Here is a 21,666-nt window from a genome sequence, read left to right on the forward strand (position 1 = left end):
ACTCTGGGCGCGGCTCGTCGCGGGAGCCGGACTGCTGCTCATCGTCGTCTCGATCGTCGCCGGCTTCGGCATGCACGCCCTGACCGACCGGTACGACCGCAGCGTGTCCAAGGAGTCCCTGCTCGACCCCGCGGCCCGCCGGGGCCGTGCCGCGGTCACCGGACCGCTCAACTACCTGCTGATCGGCTCCGACCAGCGCCCGTCCCAGTCGGCCGGCGAGGCCCGGTCGGACACCATCATCATCGTGCACATCCCGGCCGGCCTGGACCGGGCGTACCTGATCTCGGTGCCCCGGGACCTGCTCGTCGAGATCCCGCCCGGCGGCGCGTACGCCGGGGGCAACGACAAGGTCAACGCGGCCTTCCAGTTCGGCGGCGGCGGGGAGGGCGGCGCCCAACTGCTGTCCGCGACGCTCAGCCGGCTGACCGGCGCCCAGTTCGACGGCGCCGCCATGATCGACTTCTCCGGCTTCGAGCGGGTGATCGACCTCGTGGGCGGGGTTCGGATGTGCGTGGACACCCCGATCCGGTCCATCCACACCGGCGCGCACTTCGAGGTGGGATGTCAGCGGATGGGCGGTGCCCAGGCGCTCGACTACGCCCGGCAACGGTACGACCTGCCGCACGGCGACTACGACCGCCAGCGCCACCAGCAGCAGCTACTGCGGGCGATCATGGACCGGGTGGCGCCCACCGACCTGATGTCCAATCCGATCAAGCTCGACCAGGTGATCCGGGCGATCGGTTCCGCGCTGACCGTCGACACCAACGGCGCCCAACTGGAGGACGTGGTGTTCGCCCTGCGCGGCATGCACTCCAGCAGCATGGCGGGGATCCAACTGCCGTCGCACCCGGAGACGATCGACGAGACCTCCTACGACCTGATGGATCCCGAGTCGGACGGACTGTTCCAGGCGCTGCGCGGCGACGACCTCGACAACTGGAGCAGGGCCAACCCCCGGTGGGTGAACCAGCTCTGACCGGCGGCCTGGCCTACCCTTGGTTGTTGTGTTCGAACCTGACGTTCCCTCCGTGACCGCGACCGACGTACCGGCCGACGCTTTCCTGCTCGACGTGCGCGAGCCGGACGAGTGGTCCGCCGGCCATGCCCCGCAGGCACACCACCTGCCGATGATGGAGATTCCAGCCAGGCTCGCCGAGATTCCCACCGAATCGGAGGTGGTGGTCGTGTGCCGGTCGGGCGGCCGATCCGCCCAGGTGGTCGGCTACCTGATGGGCAACGGCTGGGAGAACGTGCGCAACCTGACCGGCGGGATGCGCCAGTGGGCCGCCGCCGGCCGGCCGATGACCAGCGAGGACGGTCAGCCGGCCCGGGTGGTCTGATCGGATGCGTCACGCCCCCGACAGCCCGTCCTCCGGCGGTACCGGCACCACGCCCGGGCCGCTCGTCTTCGCCCACCGGGGCTCCTCGGCCGCGCTGCCCGAGCACACCCTCGGGGCGTACCTGCGCGCCCTGGACGAGGGGCGGACGGGCTGGAGTGCGACGTCCGGCTCACCCGGGACGGCCACCTCGTCTGCGTGCACGACCGGCGGCTGGACCGGACCAGCAACGGCCGGGGGCGGGTCAGCGCCCGCACCCTGGCCGAGCTGACGCAACTCGACTTCGGCTCCTGGCATCCCGGTGCGACGAGCGAGGACGCGCCGACCGACGACCCACCGGATCCGTCGCTGAGCGGCCTGCTCACCCTTGACGGGCTGCTCGGCGCCGTCCGGGACGCCGGACGCCCGGTCGAGTTGCTGATCGAGACGAAACATCCGACCCGGCGCGGCCCCGAGGTGGAACGGCGGCTGATCGCGCTGCTGGACCGGCACGGCCTGCTGCGTCGGGACGCCGACCAGCCGGTCCGGGTCACCGTCATGTCGTTCTCCGCGCTCGCGGTACGGCGGATCCACGCACTCGCACCGGCGCTGCCGACGGTCCTGCTGCTGGAGGTGCTGCCGCCGGGGCTGCGTTCCGGCCGGCTGCCGTTCGCCGCCCGCATCGCCGGCCCCGGCATCGGGCTGGTCCGGGCCCGTCCGCAGCTCATCCCGGCGCTGCGGGCCGCCGGCAACCAGGTGTACGTCTGGACCGTGAACCGGGCGGAGGACCTCGACCTGGTCCTGGAGTACGGCGTCGACGGCGTGATCACCGATCGGCCGGCCTTCGTCCTGGACCGGCTCAACCGCTGACCCGCGGCGGCGCAACGGCGACCCCGGGCCTGCCGCCGGTCCGCTCCAGCGGGCAGACTCGGGGCATGCCGGAGCCCCCCGACTACCGCTCAGTGATCGCCGGACAGAGCGTCGCGATCGACATGATCAACGCCGGCGACGCCGGCCTGCCCGTCCTCACCCGCCTGATCGGCACCATCCAGCAGGCGATCCACGCCGAGGGCATGGTCTTCGTGGAGTACACGCCCACCGAGGGCCGGATCGTGGCCGCCACCGGCGCCGTCGAGTGGACGCTGGGCCGGCCGGTACCGATCGGCGACCGGGCGACGAACCAACTGCTCAGCGGCCCGCGCTGCCAGGAACTGCGGGTGGACGCGCTGGCCGAGGAACTCGCGGCGCAGTTGGACGGGCACGGGATGGGTCGCATGCTGGTGGCCCGGGCCGAGATCGGCGGCGTCACCGTGGGCGGCCTGCACGCGCTCTACCCACCGGACACCCCGGCGCCCGGCGAGGAGGTGCGGACGATCCTGACCTACGTGGCGTCCTGCATCGCCCATCTCTACGGCGACCAGACCGGCCTGCCGGTGCACGGCGACGGTCCGGTGGTCGCCGCGCTCGCCGACGGGCTGGCGATCGTCGACCGCGACGGCGGCGTACGGCTGTGGAATCCGGCGGCCGAGCGGATCACCGGCCTGCCGGCCGGGCGGATGCTCAACCAGCGGCTGCCGTTCCCGCTGCCACCTCCCGGCCAGGTGCTCGACTACCGGCTGCCGGACGACAAGTGGCTCAAGATCACCAGCGGCGAGCTGCCGGGCAGCGTGGCCTCCCGGGTGGTCACCATCTCCGACGTGACCGCCCAGCACCAGCACGACCACGACCGGGATCTGTTCGTGGCGGTGACCAGCCACGAACTGCGTACGCCGATCACCGTGATCAAGGGCTTCGCCGACACGCTGAGCCAGCACTGGGACTCGGTGCCGGAGCCGGACCGCCGGGCCGCGGCCGTGGTGATGGCGCAGCGTACCGACGAACTCGCCCGGCTGGTCGACCGGCTGCTCTCGGCGGCGACCGACGCCGGATCGGTCGGCGGGGCCGCGCCGATGCCGTTCGACCTGGCCGACGCCCTGGCGGAGGCGGTCGCGGACCTGCCCCGCGACCTGCGCCGGCGGGTCACCCTCGACCTGCCGGCCGACCTGCCGGCCGCGATCGGCGACCGGGCCAGCCTGCCGACCGTCCTGACGGAACTGGTCACCAACGCGGACAAGTACTCGGCCGCGGACGCGATGATCGAGCTGTGCGCCGAGGCCGACGAACGCTCCGTGGTCTTCCGGGTCGGCGACCGGGGCATCGGGGTACGGCCCGAGCATGTCGAGCGGGCGTTCGACCGGTTCTGGCAGGGCGAGTCGGGGGATCGGCGGCGCTATCCCGGCGCCGGACTGGGGCTATATCTGGTCAGAAAGATTGTGGAGCGACAAAAAGGATGGGTCAGCCTCCGTCCCCGCACCGGTGGCGGTACCGTCGCAGAGGTGCGGCTACCCCGGGCGTGAGCCGGCATGGGGCGCGGAGGAGGATGGCGGTCTATGACCTGTCCGGCGGAGCGAGCCTGGTGCGTGGTGGTGCCGCACCAGCCGCGCGGTGCGCGCATGGCGCGCCACCGGCTGTCCACCGAACTCGTCGACACGATCCGGCCCGGCTTCCTGGCCGATGTCGTGGCGGTGCTCGCCGAGCTGGTCGGCAACTCCGTGCTGCACGCCCAGCCGCTGCCCGGCGAGGTCATCCGGGTGGCCTGGCGGCACCACGTCGAGGGCGACACCGACGTCGTGCAGGTCCGGGTGACCGATGGCGGCGGTGCCGCGCCGCCCCAGGTCCGCGACACCGACCTCGACTCGCTCGACGGCCGCGGCCTGCACATCGTCACCGCGCTGGCCACCAGTTGGGGCGCCGACCGGGACGGCCTGGGACAGAGCGTCTGGGCCGAGCTGCGCGCGCCGGCCGGCGAGCCCACGGCGCCGCCCGGCGGCGCCACCGCGGCCACCGACCTGCTGGCCCGGCGATAGCCGGGCCACCGCGCCGGTACGGCTGCCCTAGGCTGTCTTCCCGTGAGCAAGCGTCGTAAGAGCAACCGCGCCGGCGGGACCGAGCCGAAGCGCCAGAAGCTGCGGGACGTCTTCGTGCCCCGGCCCTTCGAGGGTCTGGCCGACGAGGTCGAGTGGATCGCGTTGCGCGAGTTCGTCCCGGCCGCCTCCGCGCCGCTGACGCTGCGCCCCGAACTCGCCGAGCAGTACGGGGAGCGGCCGGTCACGCTGGCCACCGTGCTGCCGATGGCGGCGCCGGCGCTCGCCCGGGCCGACGGCGCGGTGCTGGTCGGGTTGCAGCGCCACGTGCAGTCCGGGGACGTGTCCCGGGACATCGCCGAGGCGCTGCTGTGCGCGCTGCGCACCGAGCCGGGACAGCCGGTCGAGGTGCCGGCACTGCCGGGCGAGGGGCCACGGCTGCCGGACGTGCTCGTCGACGGGCCGCTGGACGTCACGATGCACGACGGGTTCGAGTTCTGGCTGGCCGACGACGCGCCCCGGGACGGCTCGGTGCAGGCGTCGCTGGAACGGGCCAACGCGTCGATCTACCCGACCGTCCGGCTCGAGAGCGCCCGAGCCGCCTACTGGGTACGGGTGCCGGAGAAGGCCCACGTCCGGTGGGTGATGCCCGAGCCGGAGGACGTCACGCTGGACGCGCTCGCCCGGCTCGCCGTGGCCGGCGACCTGCCGCTGGCCGAGGGCACGAAGTTCGCCGGGATGTTCCGGGCGCACGGCCGGCTCGTACCGGTGTGGGATCTGCCCGCGGACCCGCCGGCCGAGCACTGGAGCGCGCCGGTGGCCGACTTCGCCAAGCGCTACGCGGAGGCGGCGGCCGACCCGACGCCGCTGGACGCCGCCGGGCGCCGGGCCCGGCAGGGGTTGCTGGGCCGCCAGGTCGCGCTGCGCTGACCGGCACCCCGGGACCGCCTCCCGGGCAGCATCCCGCGGTCACCCGCGGGCGAGCGGGCAGGACATGCAGCGCGGTCCGCCCCGGCCGGAGCCCAGCTCCGAGCCGGCGATCCGGATCACCTCGATGCCGGCGCGTTCGAGCTGCGCGTTGGTCTCGACGTTGCGCTCGTACGCCACCGCCAGCCGCGGCGCGAGGGCGAGGGTGTTGTTGCCGTCGTCCCACTGCTCCCGCTCGGCCGTCACCGGGTCGAGCCCGGTGTCGATGACCCGCAGCGTGTCCAGGTCCATCGCGTCGGCGGCGGCCCGCAGGAACGGTGCCGGGCCGTCGACCCGCGGCTCACCGTCCGGACCGGGCACCACCGTGTACGCCGACAGCGTGTCGGCGATGTTCGGGTACATCAGCACGGCATCGGAGTCCACCATGGTGCAGACGGTGTCCAGGTGCATGGTGGCCCGCTGCTGGGCGATCGGCACGACCAGCAGGGTGTGCGCCAGCCCGGCGGCGAAGACCCGGCGGGCCAGCCGCTCGGCGCCGGCCGGGGTGGTCCGCTCGCCCACCCCGATCGCCAGCGCGCCCGGGGCGAGCAGCAGCACGTCGCCGCCCTCAAGGTGCTCCAGCGCCGGTTGGTAGACCAGTTCGGTGCCGGCGAACCGGGGATGGTGCCGGTAGATCGCCCCGGTCAGCGACGTCTCCCGGTGTCGGGCCGGCATCGCCAGGCTGGTCACCGCCACCCGGTCCCGGATCCACACCGACGAGTCCCGGGTGAACAGCAGGTTCGGCAGCGGGTCGATCACGAAGTCGTGCCGGTCCATCAGCTGGTACACCAGGCCGCCCGGCCGGTCCGGTCCGGTGCGCAGTTCCTCGTGGGCCAGGCCGGAGATGAGCACGGTGGCCAGCGCGTCCGGGTCCAGATAGCTGAGATGGTCGGCCACCCGCCGTTGCAGCGTCTCGCCGAGGCGCGGGTCGGCCAGCACCTGATCGGTCAGTTCGGCGCGGGCGGCGGGAACCCCCAGCGTCTCGGCCAACAGGTCCGCGAGGTAGAGCACCTCGACCCCCCGGTCGCGCAGGGCGGCGGCGAATCCGTCATGCTCCTCCTGTGCGCGACCCACCCACGGTATGGCGTCGAAGAGGAGTGAGTCGTTGTTCCGCGGGGTCAGCCGGGCCAGCTCGGGCCCGGGCCGGTGCAGCAGCACGGTGCTCAGCCGGCCGACCTCACTGTCGACATAGTGAGTCATTGGTGCAGCTTAGGTCCGCCGTTGGCACCATCCGGGAAAACGTCTCAGGGATGAATATGGCATTCATCCGCACTCATTCCGGCGCTGCACCTTGCCCGTTTGGCCGCCCGTCCACGTAGGGTAGTGGACAGATAACTTCAAGAGACCTTTTGCCGGAGGTCGCTATGACTGTCTTTCCCGCCCGACGCACCATGCCCCCAGGTCGGGCACTGCCGCCCGGGAGCACCGCCGCGGAGGCGCCAGGCTCCCGCGGGGCGCTCGAACCCGTACGGCCCAACCCACTGGAGTGGGCCCGACGCCGCCGCGCCGAACGCGAGGCCCGCCGACTCGAAGCCGCGGGTGCCCGCGCGCTCAGCCGGCTCGACCACCTCGGCCCCGCGTGGCACGTCGCCGAGCTTCCCTCGCCGGACACCCCGGCCGCGCTGCTGGATTCCGACGGCGTGGCCGAACGCCACCGGTTCCTGGCGATCGGCCCCAGCGGGCTGTTCGCGGTGACGGTCGCCGACCACGGCCGGGCCCGGGTGATGGTGGCCGGGGACGTCGTGCAGATCAACGGCAAGCGCCCGACGTACGTCTCCGACGCCCGTCGGGAGGCCAGGCGGGCCAGCCGGGCGCTGTCCGAGGCGGTGGGCCTGAACATCCCGGTGGCCCCGGTGCTGACCTTTGTCGGCTCCGGTGTCATCAGCGTGTACGGTCTGCCCAAGGAGTGCCTGGTGGCTACCCACCGGGAACTCGACCGGCTGCTGGTGGCCGGCGGCGAACGGATCAGCCCGGCCACGGCCGACAAGCTGTACCAGGTCGCCAACGCACCGGCGACCTGGGGACTCGGACCGCAGTCGGCAGCCGCCGACTACCGGTGGTACGCCGAGGGCCGAACGGCCGCTGACAAGCAGGCCACCCGCCGGTAACGTCGCATCCAGCGCCACCGCTGTCCTTTGGCGGGCAACCGCTGTCCTTTGGCGGGCAACCGCTGGCGGGGACGTCCCCGGCGACCTGAGTTCGGCCGGACCACCGAGGCGGGGCCCACCGCCGGAGGCAGGGTGACGTTACGGGGCGGAACACGTTAGCGTGGTTCCGCCGGTGGTTGCATAGGAGGCGCGGTGGCCCACGTCGAACTCTCCCTTACGGAAGCGTTCGTCCCAGCGCCCGCGACGTCGACGCACGAGTCGGACAGCTTCTCCCGCTGGGTGGGCACCGTCTCGGCGGCTGCGGAGCCATGCCTGGTCATCGACGTGCACACGATCGTCTCGGCGGTCTCCCGGTCCTGCTGCACGCTGCTCGGGCTCGGCTCCCCGGCCGAGGCCGTCGGCCGTCCGCTGCTGGACAACGGGCTGCGACTGCTCGACTTCACCGCCGCCCGGGCCGAGCTGAGCGAACAGGAAGCCGAAAAGATCCCGCCGCTGCTCGCCATCAGCTCGCAGCGGCTGGCTCGCGGCCTGATGCGGGTCGCGACCCCGGCCGTCGGCGATCCGGACGCGACCGTGGACGCCATCGCCGCCCCGCTGCTGGCGGCGGACGGCTCGGTGGCCGGTTCGCTCACCTTCCTGTCCGAGGTGTGATCCGCGAATCGGCGGAAATGCACTGGCTGTGTCGCTCGCCGCACCGGTACGACGTTGGGCTGTGGTCGCCGGTCACCGTATGGTCATCCTCATGCTGGATATCGCGCTGCTGCCCGGGGAGTACGCCGTGTGCCGGCTGGCGGCCGGCACGGCGGTGCCCGGCGGGCTGCTGAATGGCGCGGACGGCGTCGTTTCGGTCACCTGCACCGCCGACGAGTTGTCGGTCATCTGCCCGAGCGACCGGGTGCCGGCCGACGCCGTGGTGGAGACCCCGTGGCGGTGCCTCCAGGTCATCGGGCCGATGGACCTCGCGCTGACCGGGATCCTCGCCTCGCTGGCCGGGCCGCTGGCCGAGGCCCGGGTGAACATCGTGGCCTTCTCCACCTACGACACGGACTATCTCCTGGTGCCGACGGTCCGGCTCAGTGAGGCGCTGGCGGCGCTCACCGCGGCCGGCCACCGCATCGCCGGCTGAGCGGGGCCACCTCCCAGCCGGAGGCTCTACGATGAGCCGATCGCTGACCACCGTCGATATCGAGGAGCCCGTACCGTGCTCCGGCCCTCCGCCATGCGTCTCCGGCGCGCCGCGCCGACCCTCACCGTGCTCGCCGGCATCGCGTTCCTCACCGGGACGGGGCTGCTCGCCGGCTGCGGCGCGCCGCCCCAACCGCGCGCCACGCCGGGCTGGACCGGCCCGCCGGTACCCACCGGGACGACGTCCGGCGTGCCGGGAGCACCCGGCGGCCCGGCGGTGCCGGGCGGTTCGTTGCCCGGCGCCTCCGGCAGCCCGGGCGCGGTGCCGCCGCTGCCCGGAAGCGTCCCACCCCTGCCGGCCAGCGTCCCGCCGCTGCCGGGCGCGGTGGTGCCCGGGCTGCCGAGCCCGCCTCCGGTGGCCCGTGCCTGCGCCGGTCAGCCCAGCGCCGCCGAGGTGCTCGCCGCGGTGCACCGGTCCGGCCTGATCCCGGCGACGGTGAACGGCACGGCGGCCACCGGCCCGCTCTGCGCGGCGGACTGGCAGTTCACCGAGTTCGACGTCTCCGGCGGCGACCCCCTCCAGGTGGTGACCCGGCGCCAGGACGGCAAGCTCGTAGCGGTCACCGCCGGCACCGACGTGTGCAGCATCGACGTCCGCACCGCTGCTCCGGACGCGATCCGGGCACTGGCCTGTGATGCCGCCGCCGGCCAGGCAGGGGCTGCGTAGGCTGGGCGGATGCCAGGAACACCGCCCAGCCGCTTCGTCTACCTCGGACCCGAGGGCACCTTCACCGAACAGGCCCTGCGGACGATCCCCGCCGCCGAGCGCGGCGCCCGCACCCCGGCCCGCAGCGTGCCGGAGGCACTGGACGGCGTACGGTCCGGCGACTTCGACGCCGCGGTGGTGCCGCTGGAGAACTCCGTGGGCGGCGCGGTGGCGGTGACCCTGGACGAACTTGTCGCCGGGGACCCGTTGGTGATCACCCGGGAGATCGTCCTGTCCGTCCGGTTCCAACTCGCCGCGCGCTCCGGCACGCAGCGGTCCGGGATCCGTACGGTCGCCGCGCATCCGCAGGCGTCGGCGCAGTGCCGGCACTGGCTGCGGGCGCACCTGCCGGACGCCACGGTGGTCGACGTGCTGTCCAACGGCGCGGCCGCGGCGGACGCGGCGGACGGCCGGTACGACGCGGCGATCTGCGCGCCCATCGGCGCCCGCCGGCACCGGCTGGCCATCCTGGCGGCGTCCATCGCCGACCACGAGGACGCGGTGACCCGGTTCGTGATGGTCTGCCGCCCCGGCCCGCCACCGCCGCCCACCGGCGACGACGTGACCTCGCTGGCCGTCTACATCGCGCACGACCGGGTGGGCGCGCTGCTCGCGGTCCTCACCGAACTGTCGGTACGCGGCATCAACCTGACCCGGATCGAGTCCCGGCCCACGGGCGAGGGACTGGGCCGGTACGCCTTCTTCCTCGACTGCACCGGGCACGTCGCCGACGTACGGCTCGGTGAAGCGCTCCAGGGTCTCCGCCGGACCTGCGCCGACGTGCGCTTTCTCGGCTCGTACCCGCGGCACCGGTGGACCGGCACGGCGGCCGACGTGCCGCTGCCGGCGCCGCCGGGACTCTCCGATGCGGACGTGGCGGACTCGCTGGCCTGGTTGTCCCGGATCCGCGCCGGGCAGCCGGCCTGACCGAGCGCGGGCGGCCGGACCGAGCGCGGGCGGCCGGACCGAGCGCGGGCGGCCGGACCGAGCGCGGGCGGCCGGACCGGCCGGTCTGGCCGAGGGCGGGCGGGTCGACCCGGCGGGTCCGCCCCCGGCCGGTCCGGATGGGACGGTCAGTTGCCGAGCAGCCCGCCGAGCAGGCCGCCCTGCTGCTGTTCCTGCTGGTGCCCGTGTCCGGCGCCGCCGACCGGCGGCTCCTCGGAGGGCTGCACCACGACGAAGCCCTGGCCGGCGAAGCTCATCGTGAACGCCTCGCCGGTGCGGCGGCCCAGCAGCGTGCCGAGGCCGAGTTGCTCGGCCCGGTGGTAGCCGGTCTGCAGGCTGGCCGACCAACAGACCGCGGCCTGCGGGTCCACAAAGGTGGGCTGGTCGACGTTGAGCACCACCGGGGTGCCCTTGGTGGTGATCGCGATCCGGCCCTGCCCGGTGAAGACGCAGTTGAAGAGGCCGGCCGAGGACATCATCCCGGCGCCGCCGACCATCTTGATGTCGTAGTTGAGGCTCGGGTCGAAGGCGAGCACGCTGGAGCCGTTGATGGACAGTGCGTCGCCCGGCTCCAGGTCGATGATGTGTACGTCGGCGGCGAGGTTGGCCAGGAAGACGTCACCGCGGCCGGTGAGCTTCATCAGCGGCACGCCCTCGCCGGTCAGCTTCTGCTTGAGGAACTTGCCGATCCCGCCGGAGCCGAGCGCATGGAACTGCACCTGCCCCTGGTAGGCGACCATCGAGCCGACCCGGGCCATCGCCTCGCCGTTGAGCTCGATCTTGAGCAGCTTGGAGTTCTGCAGCCGCATGCCGGGCTGGTCGGATTCCTTTTCCAGATTCTCTGCGGCGAACAGCGCGCTGCGCATCTCACGTTCCTCCTGGTCGAGCGGGTACCGCCGATGCCCGCCGCCGGGCATCGACAGCCCGGGCGGTCGGACACGGCTCAGGCTAGGTACTCCGGTCAACCGCGAGAAACGACCGTTTTGCCGAACCCGCCTCACGCCCAGCCGAGATCGTGCAGCCGTTCGTCGTCGATAGCCCCACCTCGTCGTTCGACGACCCGTCCGACAGCGACGCCGGCCGGGCTGGGGCGCCGCAACTGGCGGGTTTCGCATAGAGCCGATCAACGATGCTTCCGTGGAATACTGATGGCACAGGAGGGGGGCGCAGTGACTTTCAAGCCACCGCTTGCGTCCGTACTCACGGGCGCGACGCTCAATCAGTTGCGCACCTGGGCGGACAAGGGCTTGGTCGTCCCCGAGATCAACCCGAAGAACCCGCCGCTGTACTCGTTCCGTGATCTTGTCTGGCTGCGAGCAATCGTCGCGCTTCGCGCACAGACGTCCTTGCAACGCATCTCGCGTGCGGTCGCGAACCTCGACGTCTACGACCTGACTGAGCACCGGTCCGCGTACCGGTTCTGCACTGACGGTGAGACGATCTGGGTCGAGAACACCGACGGCCATGGTCTTGACCTGGTGGTCCGCCCCGGGCAACCCACCGTGATGAGTTTCGACGACGTTGCGCGGCCGTTCACGAACTTCCGCAACGAGGAGGTGGTCGACTTCTACCGGCCTGCCGCCCACCTGCAAGTTCGTCCTCAGCGTCTCGGCGGTTGGCCGACCATAGAGGGAACACGGGTCCCATACGACACGATTGCGAACCTTGTCGATGGCGAGACGGTCACACCGGACGAGGTCGCGAACTACTACCCCGACGTCACTCCCGAGGCAGCGTCGTCGGCGGTCCGGTTCGATGCACGAGTGCGGGCGGTCCGCGAAGCATCGTGACCGGCTCCCTGAAACTCTTTATCGACGAGAACCTGCCGCCTAAACTCGGGCAGCCTCTCACGAGATCTTCCAGGGTCACAGGTTCCGCAACGCCCAACAGTCGAACGCCCTCGGGATGGATGACCGCGACCTGTTCGCTTACCTCGGTCAGTCCGAGTTCGACGCGATCATCACCCTCGATTCTCGCCAGCTCGAAGACCCTGAGGAACGGGCGGCCCTCATCATGCACGGCCTCCACTGGATCGGAGTGCCGCCCATCAAGGCTCGTGGGCAGATGTTCCTCGCACTACTGACCGGGACCGTAACCGCTGGACTACCTCACGTATTCGAGCACTGGCAGGACACGCCCCACGCCTACCACCTGCGGGCCATCGGTGAAGCGCGCAGTTTCCAGCCCTCCTACCACCCGCTCTCTGGCTAGCCGAAACGGCTGAACACGATCGGCCGCGAGCACCGCCTCACGCCCAGCCGAGATCGTGCAGCCGTTCGTCGTCGATACCAAAGTGATGGGCAATCTCGTGCACCACGGTCACGGCCACCTCTTCGACCACCTCGTCCTCGTCCTCGCAGAGGCGCAGGATGGGTCCGCGGTAGATGAGGATCCGGTCGGGCAGCACGCCGGCGTAGTCCCAGCCGCGCTGGGTGAGGGCGTGGCCCTCGTACAGGCCGAGGAGTTCGGGCTCGCCGGGTGGCGACTCGTCCTCGACCAGGATGACGACGTTGCTCATGAGCCCGAGGAGTTCCTCAGGCACCTCGTCGAGGGCCTCGCCGACCAGTTCCTCGAAGCGCTCTCGATCCATCTCCACCGGCACGGCACCCATTGTGCCGCCGGCCCGGCCACCCGGGGCCACCCGCGGCCGACCGGCGGCGGTGTGCCGATCGGGGCAGGCGGCCCGATCGCCCTTCAGCGACGACCGTCTGCCCCCGATCGGTGGGCCGGACGGGCCCAGCGTGTGATCAGGATCTCAGGAGTTGAGTCGGGCATCCAGGCTGATCTGCGCACCCGGCGAGAGCAGGCGGGAGATCGGGCAGTTCTCCTTGGCGGCCTCGGCGATCTTGCTGAACTCGTCGGCGTCCAGCCCCGCCGCGACCACCCCGGTCACGAGTTCGATCCGGGTGACCGTCATGCCGGCGTCCGTCTTGTCCAGGTGTACCCGGGCCTCGGTGTCGACCGACGTCGGCACGTGACCCGCGTCGGAGAGCGCCTTGGCGAGGGCCATCGAGTAGCAGCCGGCGTGTGCGGCGCCGATCAGCTCCTCGGGGTTGGTCCCCGCACCCTCCTCGAAGCGGGACTTGAAGGAGTACGCCCCCTGCAAGCCGCCCTTGCCGGTCTTGATCGTGCCGGCACCCTCGGTCAGATTTCCCTGCCACTGCGCGGCGGCGGTTCTGATTGGCATCTTCCGACGCTAACGCACCGGCGCGTCCGGGGCGATGCGCTCAGCGGTGATTCCGGCGACGATGGTGGGGACGGAATCCACGGACCGGGGGCGCGGCGGCCTGGCCGACCGGGACCGCCTTGCTATACACAGGAACGGTTGTCGGGTTTCCTCCCTGCGCTCGAAAGGACGGCGATGGTCGAGGAGTTCCGCCGGCTTGCCGGCCTGCGTCGCCGGGGTCGCCGGTACGCACCCGCCGCGGCGGGACTCGGCGCGGTGGCCGCGCTGGGGTCGATGTTCGGCGAATGGACCATCATGCTGGTGCCCGGGGCGGGCGCGGACGGCAGCGCCACGGCGCGCGTACCGGCCGGGGTCGCCGAGGTGGGCGGCGTCGGTACCGCGTACCTGCTCGGGACGTTCGCCCTGGTGGCCTGCGTGGCCCTGGTTCTGGCCGGCTCCCCGCGGGTCCGGCACGACGCCCGGGTGGCCGGGCTGGGTCTCGCCGTCGCGCTGCTCGGGCTGCTGGCCAGCGCCGCCAACTCGCTCGACGATGTCGGCACCCGGGTCTTCTACCTGACCCCGCCGGAGGGTTTCCAGGTCGGCTACGGCCGCGGGCTGTACGCCGCCGTCCTCGCGGTGCTGCTGCTCGGCCTGGCGCTGCTACTGGCCGCCGCCGGTGACCGGGCCGCGCCGGAGACCGCACCGGGAACCGCGCCGGGAGCCATCGCCGGCCCGGAGTGGGCCGACCGGGATCCGGCCGATCCGGAGCCGCCGGCCGGCACGGTCGCGACCCCGGCCGAGGACGCCGGGCCGGCATGGACGCCGGGGAGCGGCTCGCCGCGGACGGCCGGGGCGCCGGCACCGCGGAGCGGGCGGGATCCGGTCCGCGAGGGTCCGCCCGAGCCGATGGATCTCACGGTGACCGCCGCCCCGCCGGTCGATCCGCGCCGCGCCAACACGCTGGATGGGCCGCAGAGCCGGCCGTCGGTCGTCCGCCGGCAACGCCGCGGCGCCGACCCCGATGAGATATCGGGATGAACCGGTTCCATTGCCACCGGTAGGCTGGTCTTCCGTGATTGACCTCCGCCTGCTCCGCGAGGACCCGGACGCCGTACGCGCCAGCCAACGGTTGCGGGGTGAACCCGAGTCCCGGGTGGACGACCTGCTGCGTGCCGACGAGCGGCGGCGGGCCGGGATCGGCCGGTTCGAGGCGCTGCGCGCGGAACAGAAGCAGCTCGGCAAGCGGGTACCCGGGGCCACCGGCGCGGAGAAGGCCGGGTTGCTGGCCCGCACCCGTGAGCTGTCTGCCGAGGTCAAGGCCGCGGAGGCGGCGGTCGGCGAGGCCGAACAGGAGCTGCGCGGCGCCCAGCTCGCCATCCCGAACGTCGTCGAGCAGGGCGTGCGGCCCGGCGGCGAGGACGACTTCGTGGTGCTCCGCGAGGTCGGCGACCGGCCGGCGATCGAGCACCCTCGGGACCACCTGGAGCTGGGCGAGCTGCTCGGCGCCATCGACGTCGAGCGCGGGGCGAAGGTCTCCGGCAGCCGGTTCTACTTCCTCACCGGAGTGGGCGCGCTGCTCCAGTTCGGCCTGTTCCAGCTGGCCATGGCGCAGGCCGTCGAGCACGGCCTGACCCCGATGATCACGCCGTCGCTGGTTAAGCCCGAGGCGATGGAGGGCACCGGCTTCCTCGGGGCGCACGCCGCCGAGGTCTACCGGCTGGAGGCCGACGACCTCTACCTGGTGGGCACCAGCGAGGTGCCACTGGCCGGATACCACGCCGGGGAGATCCTCGACCTGGCCGAGCCGGTGCGCTACGCCGGTTCGTCGTCCTGCTACCGCCGCGAGGCCGGTTCGTACGGCAGGGACACCCGGGGCATCATCCGGGTGCACCAGTTCGACAAGATCGAGATGTTCTCGTACTGCCGCCCGGAGGTGGCGCACGAGGAACACCTCCGGCTGCTGGCCTGGGAGGAGGAGCTGCTGGCCAAGGTCGAGATCCCGTACCGGGTGATCGACGTGGCGGCCGGCGACCTCGGCAGCAGCGCGGCCCGGAAGTACGACTGCGAGGGCTGGGTGCCGTCGCAGGGGCGCTACCGGGAGGTCACCTCCACCTCGAACTGCACCACCTTCCAGGCCAGGCGGCTGAACATCAGGTACCGGGACGCGCAGGGCCGGCCGCAGACGGCCGCGACCCTCAACGGGACCCTCGCCACCACCCGGTGGCTGGTGCCGATCCTGGAAAACCACCAGCAAGCGGACGGATCGGTACGGGTGCCCAAGGCGCTCCAGCCCTACCTGGGCGGCCGAGACCTGCTCGAACCCCGTTGACCACGCGGGTTGCCCACCTCTTCGCCCGGAAGTCATGGCCGAGCCATCCGGCGCGAGGTACGGTTGCTGCCCCGTCGCACCGGTTACACGCAGCGTAGCGACGTCCCGGTGGACGGGGTGGTGAAGGAGGAAGCCATGCCCCGGCCCGGACTGCCCAAGCTGATCGCGACGGACCTCGATGGCACGCTGGTGCGCAGCGACAACACCGTGTCGGACTTCACCCATCAGACCCTGGACCGGGTACGCGCCGCCGGGATCCCGATCGTGGGCGCGACCGGGCGCGGGCCGCGGCTGACCGAGCTGACCCGAAACGACATCCGGGCCGCCGACTTCCTGGTGATGGCCGGCGGCGGCCGGGTGGTCGACCAGACCGAGCCCGCCGGCCCGCTGGTGCTGCTGGACGAGCGGCTGGCCGGCCCGGTGCTGGCCGAACTGCTCGCCCTGCTGGAGGACGCCGTGGGTCCGCTCACGGTGATGGTGGAGGCCTCCGACCTGCCCGGCGCACCGCTGTGGGGCGACCACGACCCGAGCTGGCCCTACCAGGACGCGTTCGAGGCGCGCAGCCGGCACGAGTGTCTGGGCACCGATGTGATCAAGGCCTTCGTCCGGACCGCGAACCACGACGTCGACGTGCTGCTGGCCACGGCGCGGGAGATCATCCCGCCGACCAGCGCCAGCCTCACCCAGGCCGGGCTCGGATTCATCGAGATCTGCCCGCCCGGGGTGGACAAGGCCACCGGGTTGAGCGTGGTCGCGCAGAGCCTGGGCGTCGATCCGGCCGAGGTGCTCGTCTTCGGCGACATGCCGAACGACCTGCCGATGTTCGACTGGGCCGGTTGGGCCCGGGTGGCCGTCTCGAACGCGCACCCGGCGGTCCGCTCGATCGCCGACGACGTGACCCTGCGCAACGACGACGACGGGGTGGCGGTTTACCTCGATCGACTACTCTCCCGATGATGGGACGCCTGCCCCGGCTCGTCGCCACCGACATCGACGGCACGCTCATCCACCGCGACCGCACGCTGACCCGCCGGACCGCCGACACGCTGGCCCGGCTGGTCGACGCGGGAACCCACGTCGTCCTGGTCACCGGCCGCCCGGTGCGCTGGCTGGCCGTGGTCTACGACCAGTTGGCCGCCCCGATCCCGAGCGTCTGCGCCAACGGCGCCGTGGTGTACGACCCGGTCGCCGACGCCGTGCTGCGGACCGATCCGCTCACCCCGCAACTGCTGGCCGAGGTGGCCCGGCGGTTGCGCGCCGAGGTGCCCGGGGCGGTCTTCGCGGTCGAGGTGGAGGACGGCCGCAGCATGCGGCACGATCCCGGCTGGCCGGTCCGGGCCGAGGAGGACGACCACCCGTCGGTACGCCCGTTCGACTCCCCCGCCGACCTGTTCGCCGCGCCCGCGTCGAAGCTGCTGGTCCGCTCCACCGAGCGCGATTCGGACGTGTTCGTCAAGCTGGTGGCCGGTGCGGTCGCCGGGCTGGCCGAGGCCACCCACTCGTCGTACTCGGGTCTGGTGGAGATCTCCGCGGCGGGCGTCACCAAGGCCGCCGGCCTGGCCTGGCTCTGCTCCCGGTACGGGGTGGACAGCTCCGCCGTGCTCGCGTTCGGCGACATGCCCAACGACATCCCGTTGCTGACCTGGGCCGGCCGGTCGGTGGCCGTGGCCAACGCGCACCCGAGCGTGCTGGAGATCGCCGACGAACGCACCGCCTCCAACGACGAGGACGGGGTGGCGGCGTACCTGGACGCCCTGTTCGAGCGCTGACCCCGTCCGGGCGGTCAGCGCCCCGGGCGGCTCAGAGGTACTGGCCGGTGCTGTGGCCCTCGTTCGGCGCCGGGGCGCCCGGCATGCCCGGCATCAGCCCGGCGGGACCCGACGGCAGCGCCTGCCGGCCGCCGGAACGCATCTGCTCCAGCTGGACCCGGGCGGCCATCTGCTGCGCCACGAGGGCCGCCTGGATGCCGTGGAACAGCCCCTCCAACCAGCCCACGAGCTGTGCCTGCGCGATGCGCAGCTCGCTTTCGCTGGGCGCGCCGTTCTCGCCGAAGGGCAGGGAGAGCCGGGTCAGCTCGTCGCGCAGCTCGGGCGCGAGGCCGTCCTCCAGCTCGACGATCGAACGCTGGTGGATCTCGCGGAGGCGCTGTCGGCTCGCCTCGTCCAGCGGTGCGGCCTTCACCTCCTCCAGCAGCTGCTTGATCATGCTTCCGATCCGCATGACCTTGGCCGGCTGCTCGACCAGGCGGGACGGGTCCTCCCCCGAGGCGTCGGCGTCGGTCTGCACCGTGCCGACCGGCCGGCCGTCCGGACCGACGACCACGACCGTGCCGGGGCGGCCAGTCTCGCGGTTCTCGTCCTGATCTTCCGGGTTACCCGATCCATCGCTCATGCCGTTCATCTTCGCGCAGGTGGGCCCGGCGCTGCTCGTCGGGGACCCGGCGGGCCAACCCCCGGGTAGCCTCGCGGCCATGACCGCGGACCCGCGCGAGGTGCTCGTCCGGCCAGCCCCGCCGCCGGATGCCACCGTCCGGTACGGCCCGCACCCCGACCAGGTGGCCGACCTGCGGCTGCCCGCCCGGCCCGACCCGACGTACCCGCTGGTGGTCGTGGTGCACGGCGGGTTCTGGCGGCAGGAGTACGACCGCCGACACACCGGCCCGCTGTCGAGCGCGCTCGCCGGCCTGGGCTACCCGGTGGCGCAGCTGGAGTACCGGCGTACCGGTCCGGGCGGCGCCGGAGGTTGGCCGGCGACCGGGGACGACGTCGCGGCCGGGGTGGCGGCGCTGCCTCGGCTGCTGGCCGAACGGACCGGCCTGGCGCCGCCGGGCGACCCGGTCCTGCTCGGCCACTCCGCCGGTGGGCACCTCGCGCTCTGGTGCGCGGGTACGGCCGCCCGGGTCGGCGGGGTGCTGGCGCTGGCGCCGGTGGCCGACCTCGGCGCGGCTTACCGGCTGGACCTGGACGGTGGCGCGGTGGCCGCCCTGCTCGGCGCCGGACCGGACGAGGCGCCCGACCGGTACGCCGCGGCCGACCCGGTGCGCCGGGTGCCGATCGGCGTACCCGCGGTCATCGTGCATGGTGAACGGGATCGTCAGGTGCCGATCGAGTTGAGTCGCGGGTACGCGGCCCGGGCGCGAGTGGCCGGCGATCGGGTGACTCTGATCGCACTTCCGGATTCCGAACACTTCGGGTTGATCGATCCGCTTTCCCCCGCGTGGCCACAGGTCCTCGGCGCCCTCCGGAGGGCGCACGCTGGTGATCGTGGCATTGACGCCACTCTGCGGAGCGGGTAGAACGCCCAGATGGGCCGCGCCGGCCCGGCATCCGTGGGAGGCATCGTGTCACAACTCGACCGCAGGCAAGCGCTCAAGCTGCTGGCCGCGCTGAGCGGTGGCGGACTGGTTGCCGCCTGCGGCGCCAACGACGATGCCGAGACCGCGCCGACGGCCGACGCCACCCCGGTGCGGATCGGGTTGGTCGCGCCCGAGGCCGGCGGATACCGCGACATCGGGGACGAGATCCGCGCCGGCTTCAAGCTGTATCTCGACCTGAACAACAACCGGCTGGGCGGGCATCCGGTCGAGTTGCTCACCGCCGACGAGGGCGACACGCCTGAGGCCGGCAAGGCCGCCATCGAGGGCTTGATCAAGCAGGACGTGCTCGCGTTGACCGGCGTGGTCAGCTCCTCGACCATGGTGGCGGTCCGGGACACCGTCGAGCGGGCCAAGGTGCCGCTGCTCGGCTCGAACGGGTCGCCGAAGGATCTGCAGAGCGTCGTCTACATCTGGCGCACCTCGTTCGTCAACGACGAGCCGGGCGAGGCGTTGGGCCCGTTCGTGGCGAGCCGCGTCTCCAGGCAGGGCAGGGTCGTCACGATCTCGCCGCAGAACCTGGCCGGCACGGACGCGGTCGAGGGCTTCCGGAAGAGCTTCGGGGCATCCGACCCCCGGCTGGTGAGTCAGCCGATCTGGACCACCGACTCCACCAACCCCTCTTCGGACGCCTTCTCGGCCAACCTCGACACGCTGATGTCGCACGATCCCGAGGCGCTGTTCTGCTTCTTCGCCGGCACGGCCGCCGTCCGCTTCATCAAGCAGTTGCGCGCCTCCGGCTACCGCGGCGACGTGTACGGATCCGGCTTCGTCACCGAGGGCAACGTGCTCGGCGAGCTGAAGCCGCAGGAGGCCACCGGCATCACGACGGCGCTCAACTACTCGCCGGACCTCAACAACGCGGCCAACCGGACCTTCGCCTCCGGCTACCGGAAGGCGCACGAGACCCCGCCGACGACGTACGCGATGGCCTCGTACGACGCCGCGCAGGTGCTGGACAAGGCGATCCGGCTGACCGAGGGTCCGCTGACGCCGCAGGCGCTCAACCTCGCCCTTGGCCGGGTCGGCCGGATCGACAGCCCGCGCGGGTTCTGGCAGTTCAACCAGACGCGCACGCCGCAGCAGACCTGGTACCTGCGTCGGGTGCAGAGCGACGGGCAGACCCTGTCGAACGTCCTGGTCGACGAGCTCGGCACGCTGGGCTGACCGCACGGCCCCGGCCGGGTCGCACGGCCGGCGACGGCCGGCCGGCCGCGGCTGCGGCTGCGGCTGCGGCTGCGGGCCGCGGTGGCCGGGCGCGCGGTGGCCGGGCGCGCGGTGGGCTCAGTGCCGCAGCTCGGCCACGCAGCACTTGACGCTGCCGCCGCCCTTCTTCAGCTCGGAAAGGTCCACCGGCACCGCCTCGTACCCGGCTGTGGCGATCTTGGCGGCCATTCCCGTCGCCTCGCTGTTCAGCACGACGTTCCGGCCGTCGCTGACCAGGTTCAGCCCGAAGGCGAACGCGTCGACCTCGTCGGCCAGCACGGCGTCCGGAAAGAGCTGCGCGAGCACCTTCTGCGACGCCGCCGAGAAGGCGCCCGGGAAGTAGGTCACCCGTTCGTCGTCGAGCGCGGCCAGCGCCGTGTCCAGGTGATAGAAGCGCGGGTCCACCAGCCGCAGCGACACGACCGGGTGGTTGAGCATCTCCTGCGCCTCGGCGTGCGCGACCGGCTCGGTGCGGAACCCGTACCCGGCCAGGATGATCCCGCCGTACGCCCGGGGCAGGTAGGCGAAGTCGCCCTCGCCCTCGTTGGTCCGGCTCGGCGCGACGAAGCGCCAGCCCTGGGCCTCGTAGAACGCCCGGTGCCGGCCGGCCTCGGCGGCGCGCTGCTCGTGCTTGAACCGCGCGCCGTACGCGGTGCCGTCCACCACCAGCGCGCCGTTCGCGGCGAAGACCATGTCCGGCAGGCCGGGCTCGGGCGTCAGCACGTGCACGGTGTGACCGAGCCGCACCAGCGTCTCGCGCAGTGCCTCCCACTGCTTCACCGCGAGGGCGGTGTCCACCGGCTCGTCGGTGTGCATCCACGGGTTGATGGCGTACTCCACCGCGAAATGTTCGGGCGGGCACATCAGATATGTCCGCTTTCGCGGTGCGCGCTGCTGGTTCACGGACACCAAGAGTAAGTACGGTAAAGCGACGATGACAGCCACAACCATTGCTTGAAAGAGACGGAACGTTGCACATCGACGCCGTGGACCAGCGGATCATTGCATCTCTCGTGGCTGACGCCCGCGCCTCGTACGCGGAGATCGGCGGCCGGGTCTCCCTCTCGGCTCCCGCGGTGAAGCGCCGGGTGGACCGGCTGCGGGCGGCCGGGGTCATCAAGGGATTCACCGCCGTCGTCGACCCGGCCTCGGTCGGCTGGACGACGGAGGCGTTCATCGAGCTGTTCTGCACCGGCCGGACGACACCGGCGCAGATCGCCACCGCGACCCGCCGGCACCCCGAGGTCGTCGGTGCCTACACGGTGTCGGGTGAGGCGGACGCCATCGTGCACCTGCGCGCGGCCGACATCGCCCACCTCGAACAGGCCCTCGAACGGCTGCGGGCCGAGCCCTTCATCACCTCGACGCGCAGCATGATCGTGCTGTCCCGGCTGGTCGAGTCACCGACGGTGGTGGCCGCACCGGGCTGACCAGGCGGATCGGTCGTACACATGTGCTGT

At 72.4% G+C, this 21,666-nt stretch carries 25 protein-coding genes and 1 pseudogene; 20 read left to right on the forward strand and 6 right to left on the reverse strand.

The annotated features are described in order from the left end of the window. Positions 1 to 40 precede the first annotated feature (40 nt). From CIK06_RS28535 to CIK06_RS28560, 6 genes and pseudogenes are all read left to right on the forward strand, one after another. On the forward strand, positions 41 to 979 hold the full coding sequence (locus tag CIK06_RS28535) for an LCP family protein (RefSeq protein ID WP_198348403.1): 939 nt from the start codon (positions 41 to 43) through the stop codon (positions 977 to 979). A 28-nt stretch (positions 980 to 1,007) separates the two neighbouring features. Further along, on the forward strand, positions 1,008 to 1,343 hold the full coding sequence (locus CIK06_RS28540) for a rhodanese-like domain-containing protein (RefSeq protein ID WP_095567380.1): 336 nt from the start codon (positions 1,008 to 1,010) through the stop codon (positions 1,341 to 1,343). Positions 1,344 to 1,347: 4 nt separating this feature from the next. After that, a pseudogene (locus tag CIK06_RS28545) lies at positions 1,348 to 2,189 on the forward strand (glycerophosphodiester phosphodiesterase). Positions 2,190 to 2,254: 65 nt separating this feature from the next. Beyond that, positions 2,255 to 3,715, forward strand: a complete 1,461-nt coding sequence (locus tag CIK06_RS28550) for a cell wall metabolism sensor histidine kinase WalK (protein WP_095567381.1) — start codon at positions 2,255 to 2,257, stop codon at positions 3,713 to 3,715. 33 nt (positions 3,716 to 3,748) lie between these two features. Next, positions 3,749 to 4,225 carry an ATP-binding protein gene (locus CIK06_RS28555; RefSeq protein WP_095567382.1) on the forward strand — a complete coding sequence of 159 codons (477 nt, stop codon included), beginning with the start codon at positions 3,749 to 3,751 and terminating at the stop codon, positions 4,223 to 4,225. Positions 4,226 to 4,267: 42 nt separating this feature from the next. Continuing rightward, entirely contained in the window at positions 4,268 to 5,152 is an 885-nt protein-coding gene (locus tag CIK06_RS28560; protein WP_095567383.1) for a DUF5926 family protein, read from the forward strand. A gap of 39 nt (positions 5,153 to 5,191) precedes the next feature. Here CIK06_RS28560 and CIK06_RS28565 read toward each other — a convergent pair whose 3' ends face one another. Then, the gene (locus CIK06_RS28565) at positions 5,192 to 6,388 is read right to left on the reverse strand and encodes an arginine deiminase (protein WP_095567384.1); all 1,197 of its coding nucleotides are present in this window, start codon (positions 6,386 to 6,388) and stop codon (positions 5,192 to 5,194) included. Positions 6,389 to 6,552: 164 nt separating this feature from the next. On the opposite strand from CIK06_RS28565, the gene CIK06_RS28570 reads away from it, so the two are divergent. The 5 genes from CIK06_RS28570 (at position 6,553) to pheA (ending at position 10,114) form a co-directional block, all read left to right on the forward strand. Further along, positions 6,553 to 7,296, forward strand: a complete 744-nt coding sequence (locus CIK06_RS28570) for a hypothetical protein (RefSeq protein ID WP_095567385.1) — start codon at positions 6,553 to 6,555, stop codon at positions 7,294 to 7,296. A gap of 192 nt (positions 7,297 to 7,488) precedes the next feature. Further along, positions 7,489 to 7,947, forward strand: a complete 459-nt coding sequence (locus CIK06_RS28575; protein WP_095567386.1) for a hypothetical protein — start codon at positions 7,489 to 7,491, stop codon at positions 7,945 to 7,947. Between the two features lie 91 nt (positions 7,948 to 8,038). After that, the gene (locus CIK06_RS28580; RefSeq protein WP_095568217.1) at positions 8,039 to 8,422 is read left to right on the forward strand and encodes an ACT domain-containing protein; all 384 of its coding nucleotides are present in this window, start codon (positions 8,039 to 8,041) and stop codon (positions 8,420 to 8,422) included. 75 nt (positions 8,423 to 8,497) lie between these two features. Continuing rightward, a complete protein-coding gene (locus CIK06_RS28585) occupies positions 8,498 to 9,148 on the forward strand; it encodes a hypothetical protein (RefSeq protein WP_095567387.1) in 651 nt (216 codons plus the stop codon). 9 nt (positions 9,149 to 9,157) lie between these two features. After that, entirely contained in the window at positions 9,158 to 10,114 is a 957-nt protein-coding gene (gene pheA, locus CIK06_RS28590) for a prephenate dehydratase (protein WP_095567388.1), read from the forward strand. Positions 10,115 to 10,260: 146 nt separating this feature from the next. Here pheA and CIK06_RS28595 read toward each other — a convergent pair whose 3' ends face one another. Continuing rightward, complete coding sequence (locus CIK06_RS28595) at positions 10,261 to 10,998, reverse strand: AIM24 family protein (RefSeq protein WP_095568218.1); 738 nt, start codon at positions 10,996 to 10,998, stop codon at positions 10,261 to 10,263. A 282-nt stretch (positions 10,999 to 11,280) separates the two neighbouring features. Between CIK06_RS28595 and CIK06_RS28600 the strand changes: the two genes are divergently transcribed. Further along, positions 11,281 to 11,922, forward strand: a complete 642-nt coding sequence (locus tag CIK06_RS28600) for a DUF433 domain-containing protein (RefSeq protein ID WP_198348048.1) — start codon at positions 11,281 to 11,283, stop codon at positions 11,920 to 11,922. A 115-nt stretch (positions 11,923 to 12,037) separates the two neighbouring features. Then, positions 12,038 to 12,343, forward strand: coding sequence for a hypothetical protein (locus CIK06_RS28605; RefSeq protein WP_095567389.1), 306 nt, complete (start codon positions 12,038 to 12,040; stop codon positions 12,341 to 12,343). 37 nt (positions 12,344 to 12,380) lie between these two features. On the opposite strand, the gene CIK06_RS28610 is transcribed toward CIK06_RS28605, so the two are convergent. Together CIK06_RS28610 and CIK06_RS28615 are read right to left on the reverse strand one after the other, a co-directional pair. After that, positions 12,381 to 12,728, reverse strand: coding sequence for a metallopeptidase family protein (locus CIK06_RS28610; protein WP_198348049.1), 348 nt, complete (start codon positions 12,726 to 12,728; stop codon positions 12,381 to 12,383). Between the two features lie 159 nt (positions 12,729 to 12,887). Beyond that, positions 12,888 to 13,319, reverse strand: coding sequence for an OsmC family protein (locus CIK06_RS28615; protein WP_095567390.1), 432 nt, complete (start codon positions 13,317 to 13,319; stop codon positions 12,888 to 12,890). Between the two features lie 174 nt (positions 13,320 to 13,493). Between CIK06_RS28615 and CIK06_RS28620 the strand changes: the two genes are divergently transcribed. The 4 genes from CIK06_RS28620 to CIK06_RS28635 all read left to right on the forward strand — a co-directional run bounded on the left by CIK06_RS28620 (position 13,494) and on the right by CIK06_RS28635 (position 17,396). After that, a complete protein-coding gene (locus CIK06_RS28620; protein ID WP_095567391.1) occupies positions 13,494 to 14,336 on the forward strand; it encodes a hypothetical protein in 843 nt (280 codons plus the stop codon). Between the two features lie 34 nt (positions 14,337 to 14,370). After that, positions 14,371 to 15,627: a serine--tRNA ligase gene (gene serS / locus CIK06_RS28625; protein ID WP_095567392.1), complete on the forward strand. Its 1,257-nt coding sequence runs from the start codon at positions 14,371 to 14,373 to the stop codon at positions 15,625 to 15,627. A 135-nt stretch (positions 15,628 to 15,762) separates the two neighbouring features. Next, on the forward strand, positions 15,763 to 16,584 hold the full coding sequence (locus CIK06_RS28630; protein WP_095568221.1) for an HAD family hydrolase: 822 nt from the start codon (positions 15,763 to 15,765) through the stop codon (positions 16,582 to 16,584). Then, positions 16,581 to 17,396 carry an HAD family hydrolase gene (locus tag CIK06_RS28635; RefSeq protein ID WP_369916057.1) on the forward strand — a complete coding sequence of 272 codons (816 nt, stop codon included), beginning with the start codon at positions 16,581 to 16,583 and terminating at the stop codon, positions 17,394 to 17,396. Before CIK06_RS28630 ends, CIK06_RS28635 begins: the two co-directional genes overlap by 4 nt. Before the next feature lie 31 nt (positions 17,397 to 17,427). Here the strand turns inward: CIK06_RS28635 and CIK06_RS28640 are convergent, their stop codons facing one another. After that, positions 17,428 to 18,018, reverse strand: coding sequence for a bacterial proteasome activator family protein (locus tag CIK06_RS28640; protein ID WP_095567394.1), 591 nt, complete (start codon positions 18,016 to 18,018; stop codon positions 17,428 to 17,430). A gap of 79 nt (positions 18,019 to 18,097) precedes the next feature. Between CIK06_RS28640 and CIK06_RS28645 the strand changes: the two genes are divergently transcribed. Then, positions 18,098 to 18,922, forward strand: a complete 825-nt coding sequence (locus tag CIK06_RS28645; RefSeq protein WP_095568222.1) for a S9 family peptidase — start codon at positions 18,098 to 18,100, stop codon at positions 18,920 to 18,922. A gap of 45 nt (positions 18,923 to 18,967) precedes the next feature. Continuing rightward, entirely contained in the window at positions 18,968 to 20,167 is a 1,200-nt protein-coding gene (locus tag CIK06_RS28650; RefSeq protein ID WP_095568223.1) for an ABC transporter substrate-binding protein, read from the forward strand. Positions 20,168 to 20,284: 117 nt separating this feature from the next. Here CIK06_RS28650 and ddaH read toward each other — a convergent pair whose 3' ends face one another. Then, complete coding sequence (gene ddaH, locus CIK06_RS28655) at positions 20,285 to 21,070, reverse strand: dimethylargininase (RefSeq protein WP_095567395.1); 786 nt, start codon at positions 21,068 to 21,070, stop codon at positions 20,285 to 20,287. A 107-nt stretch (positions 21,071 to 21,177) separates the two neighbouring features. Between ddaH and CIK06_RS28660 the strand changes: the two genes are divergently transcribed. Beyond that, positions 21,178 to 21,636: an Lrp/AsnC family transcriptional regulator gene (locus tag CIK06_RS28660; RefSeq protein WP_095567396.1), complete on the forward strand. Its 459-nt coding sequence runs from the start codon at positions 21,178 to 21,180 to the stop codon at positions 21,634 to 21,636. The last annotated feature ends 30 nt before the right edge of the window (positions 21,637 to 21,666 follow it).

Origin of the sequence: Plantactinospora sp. KBS50 (assembly GCF_002285795.1) — a bacterium.
Lineage (GTDB): Bacteria > Actinomycetota > Actinomycetes > Mycobacteriales > Micromonosporaceae > KBS50.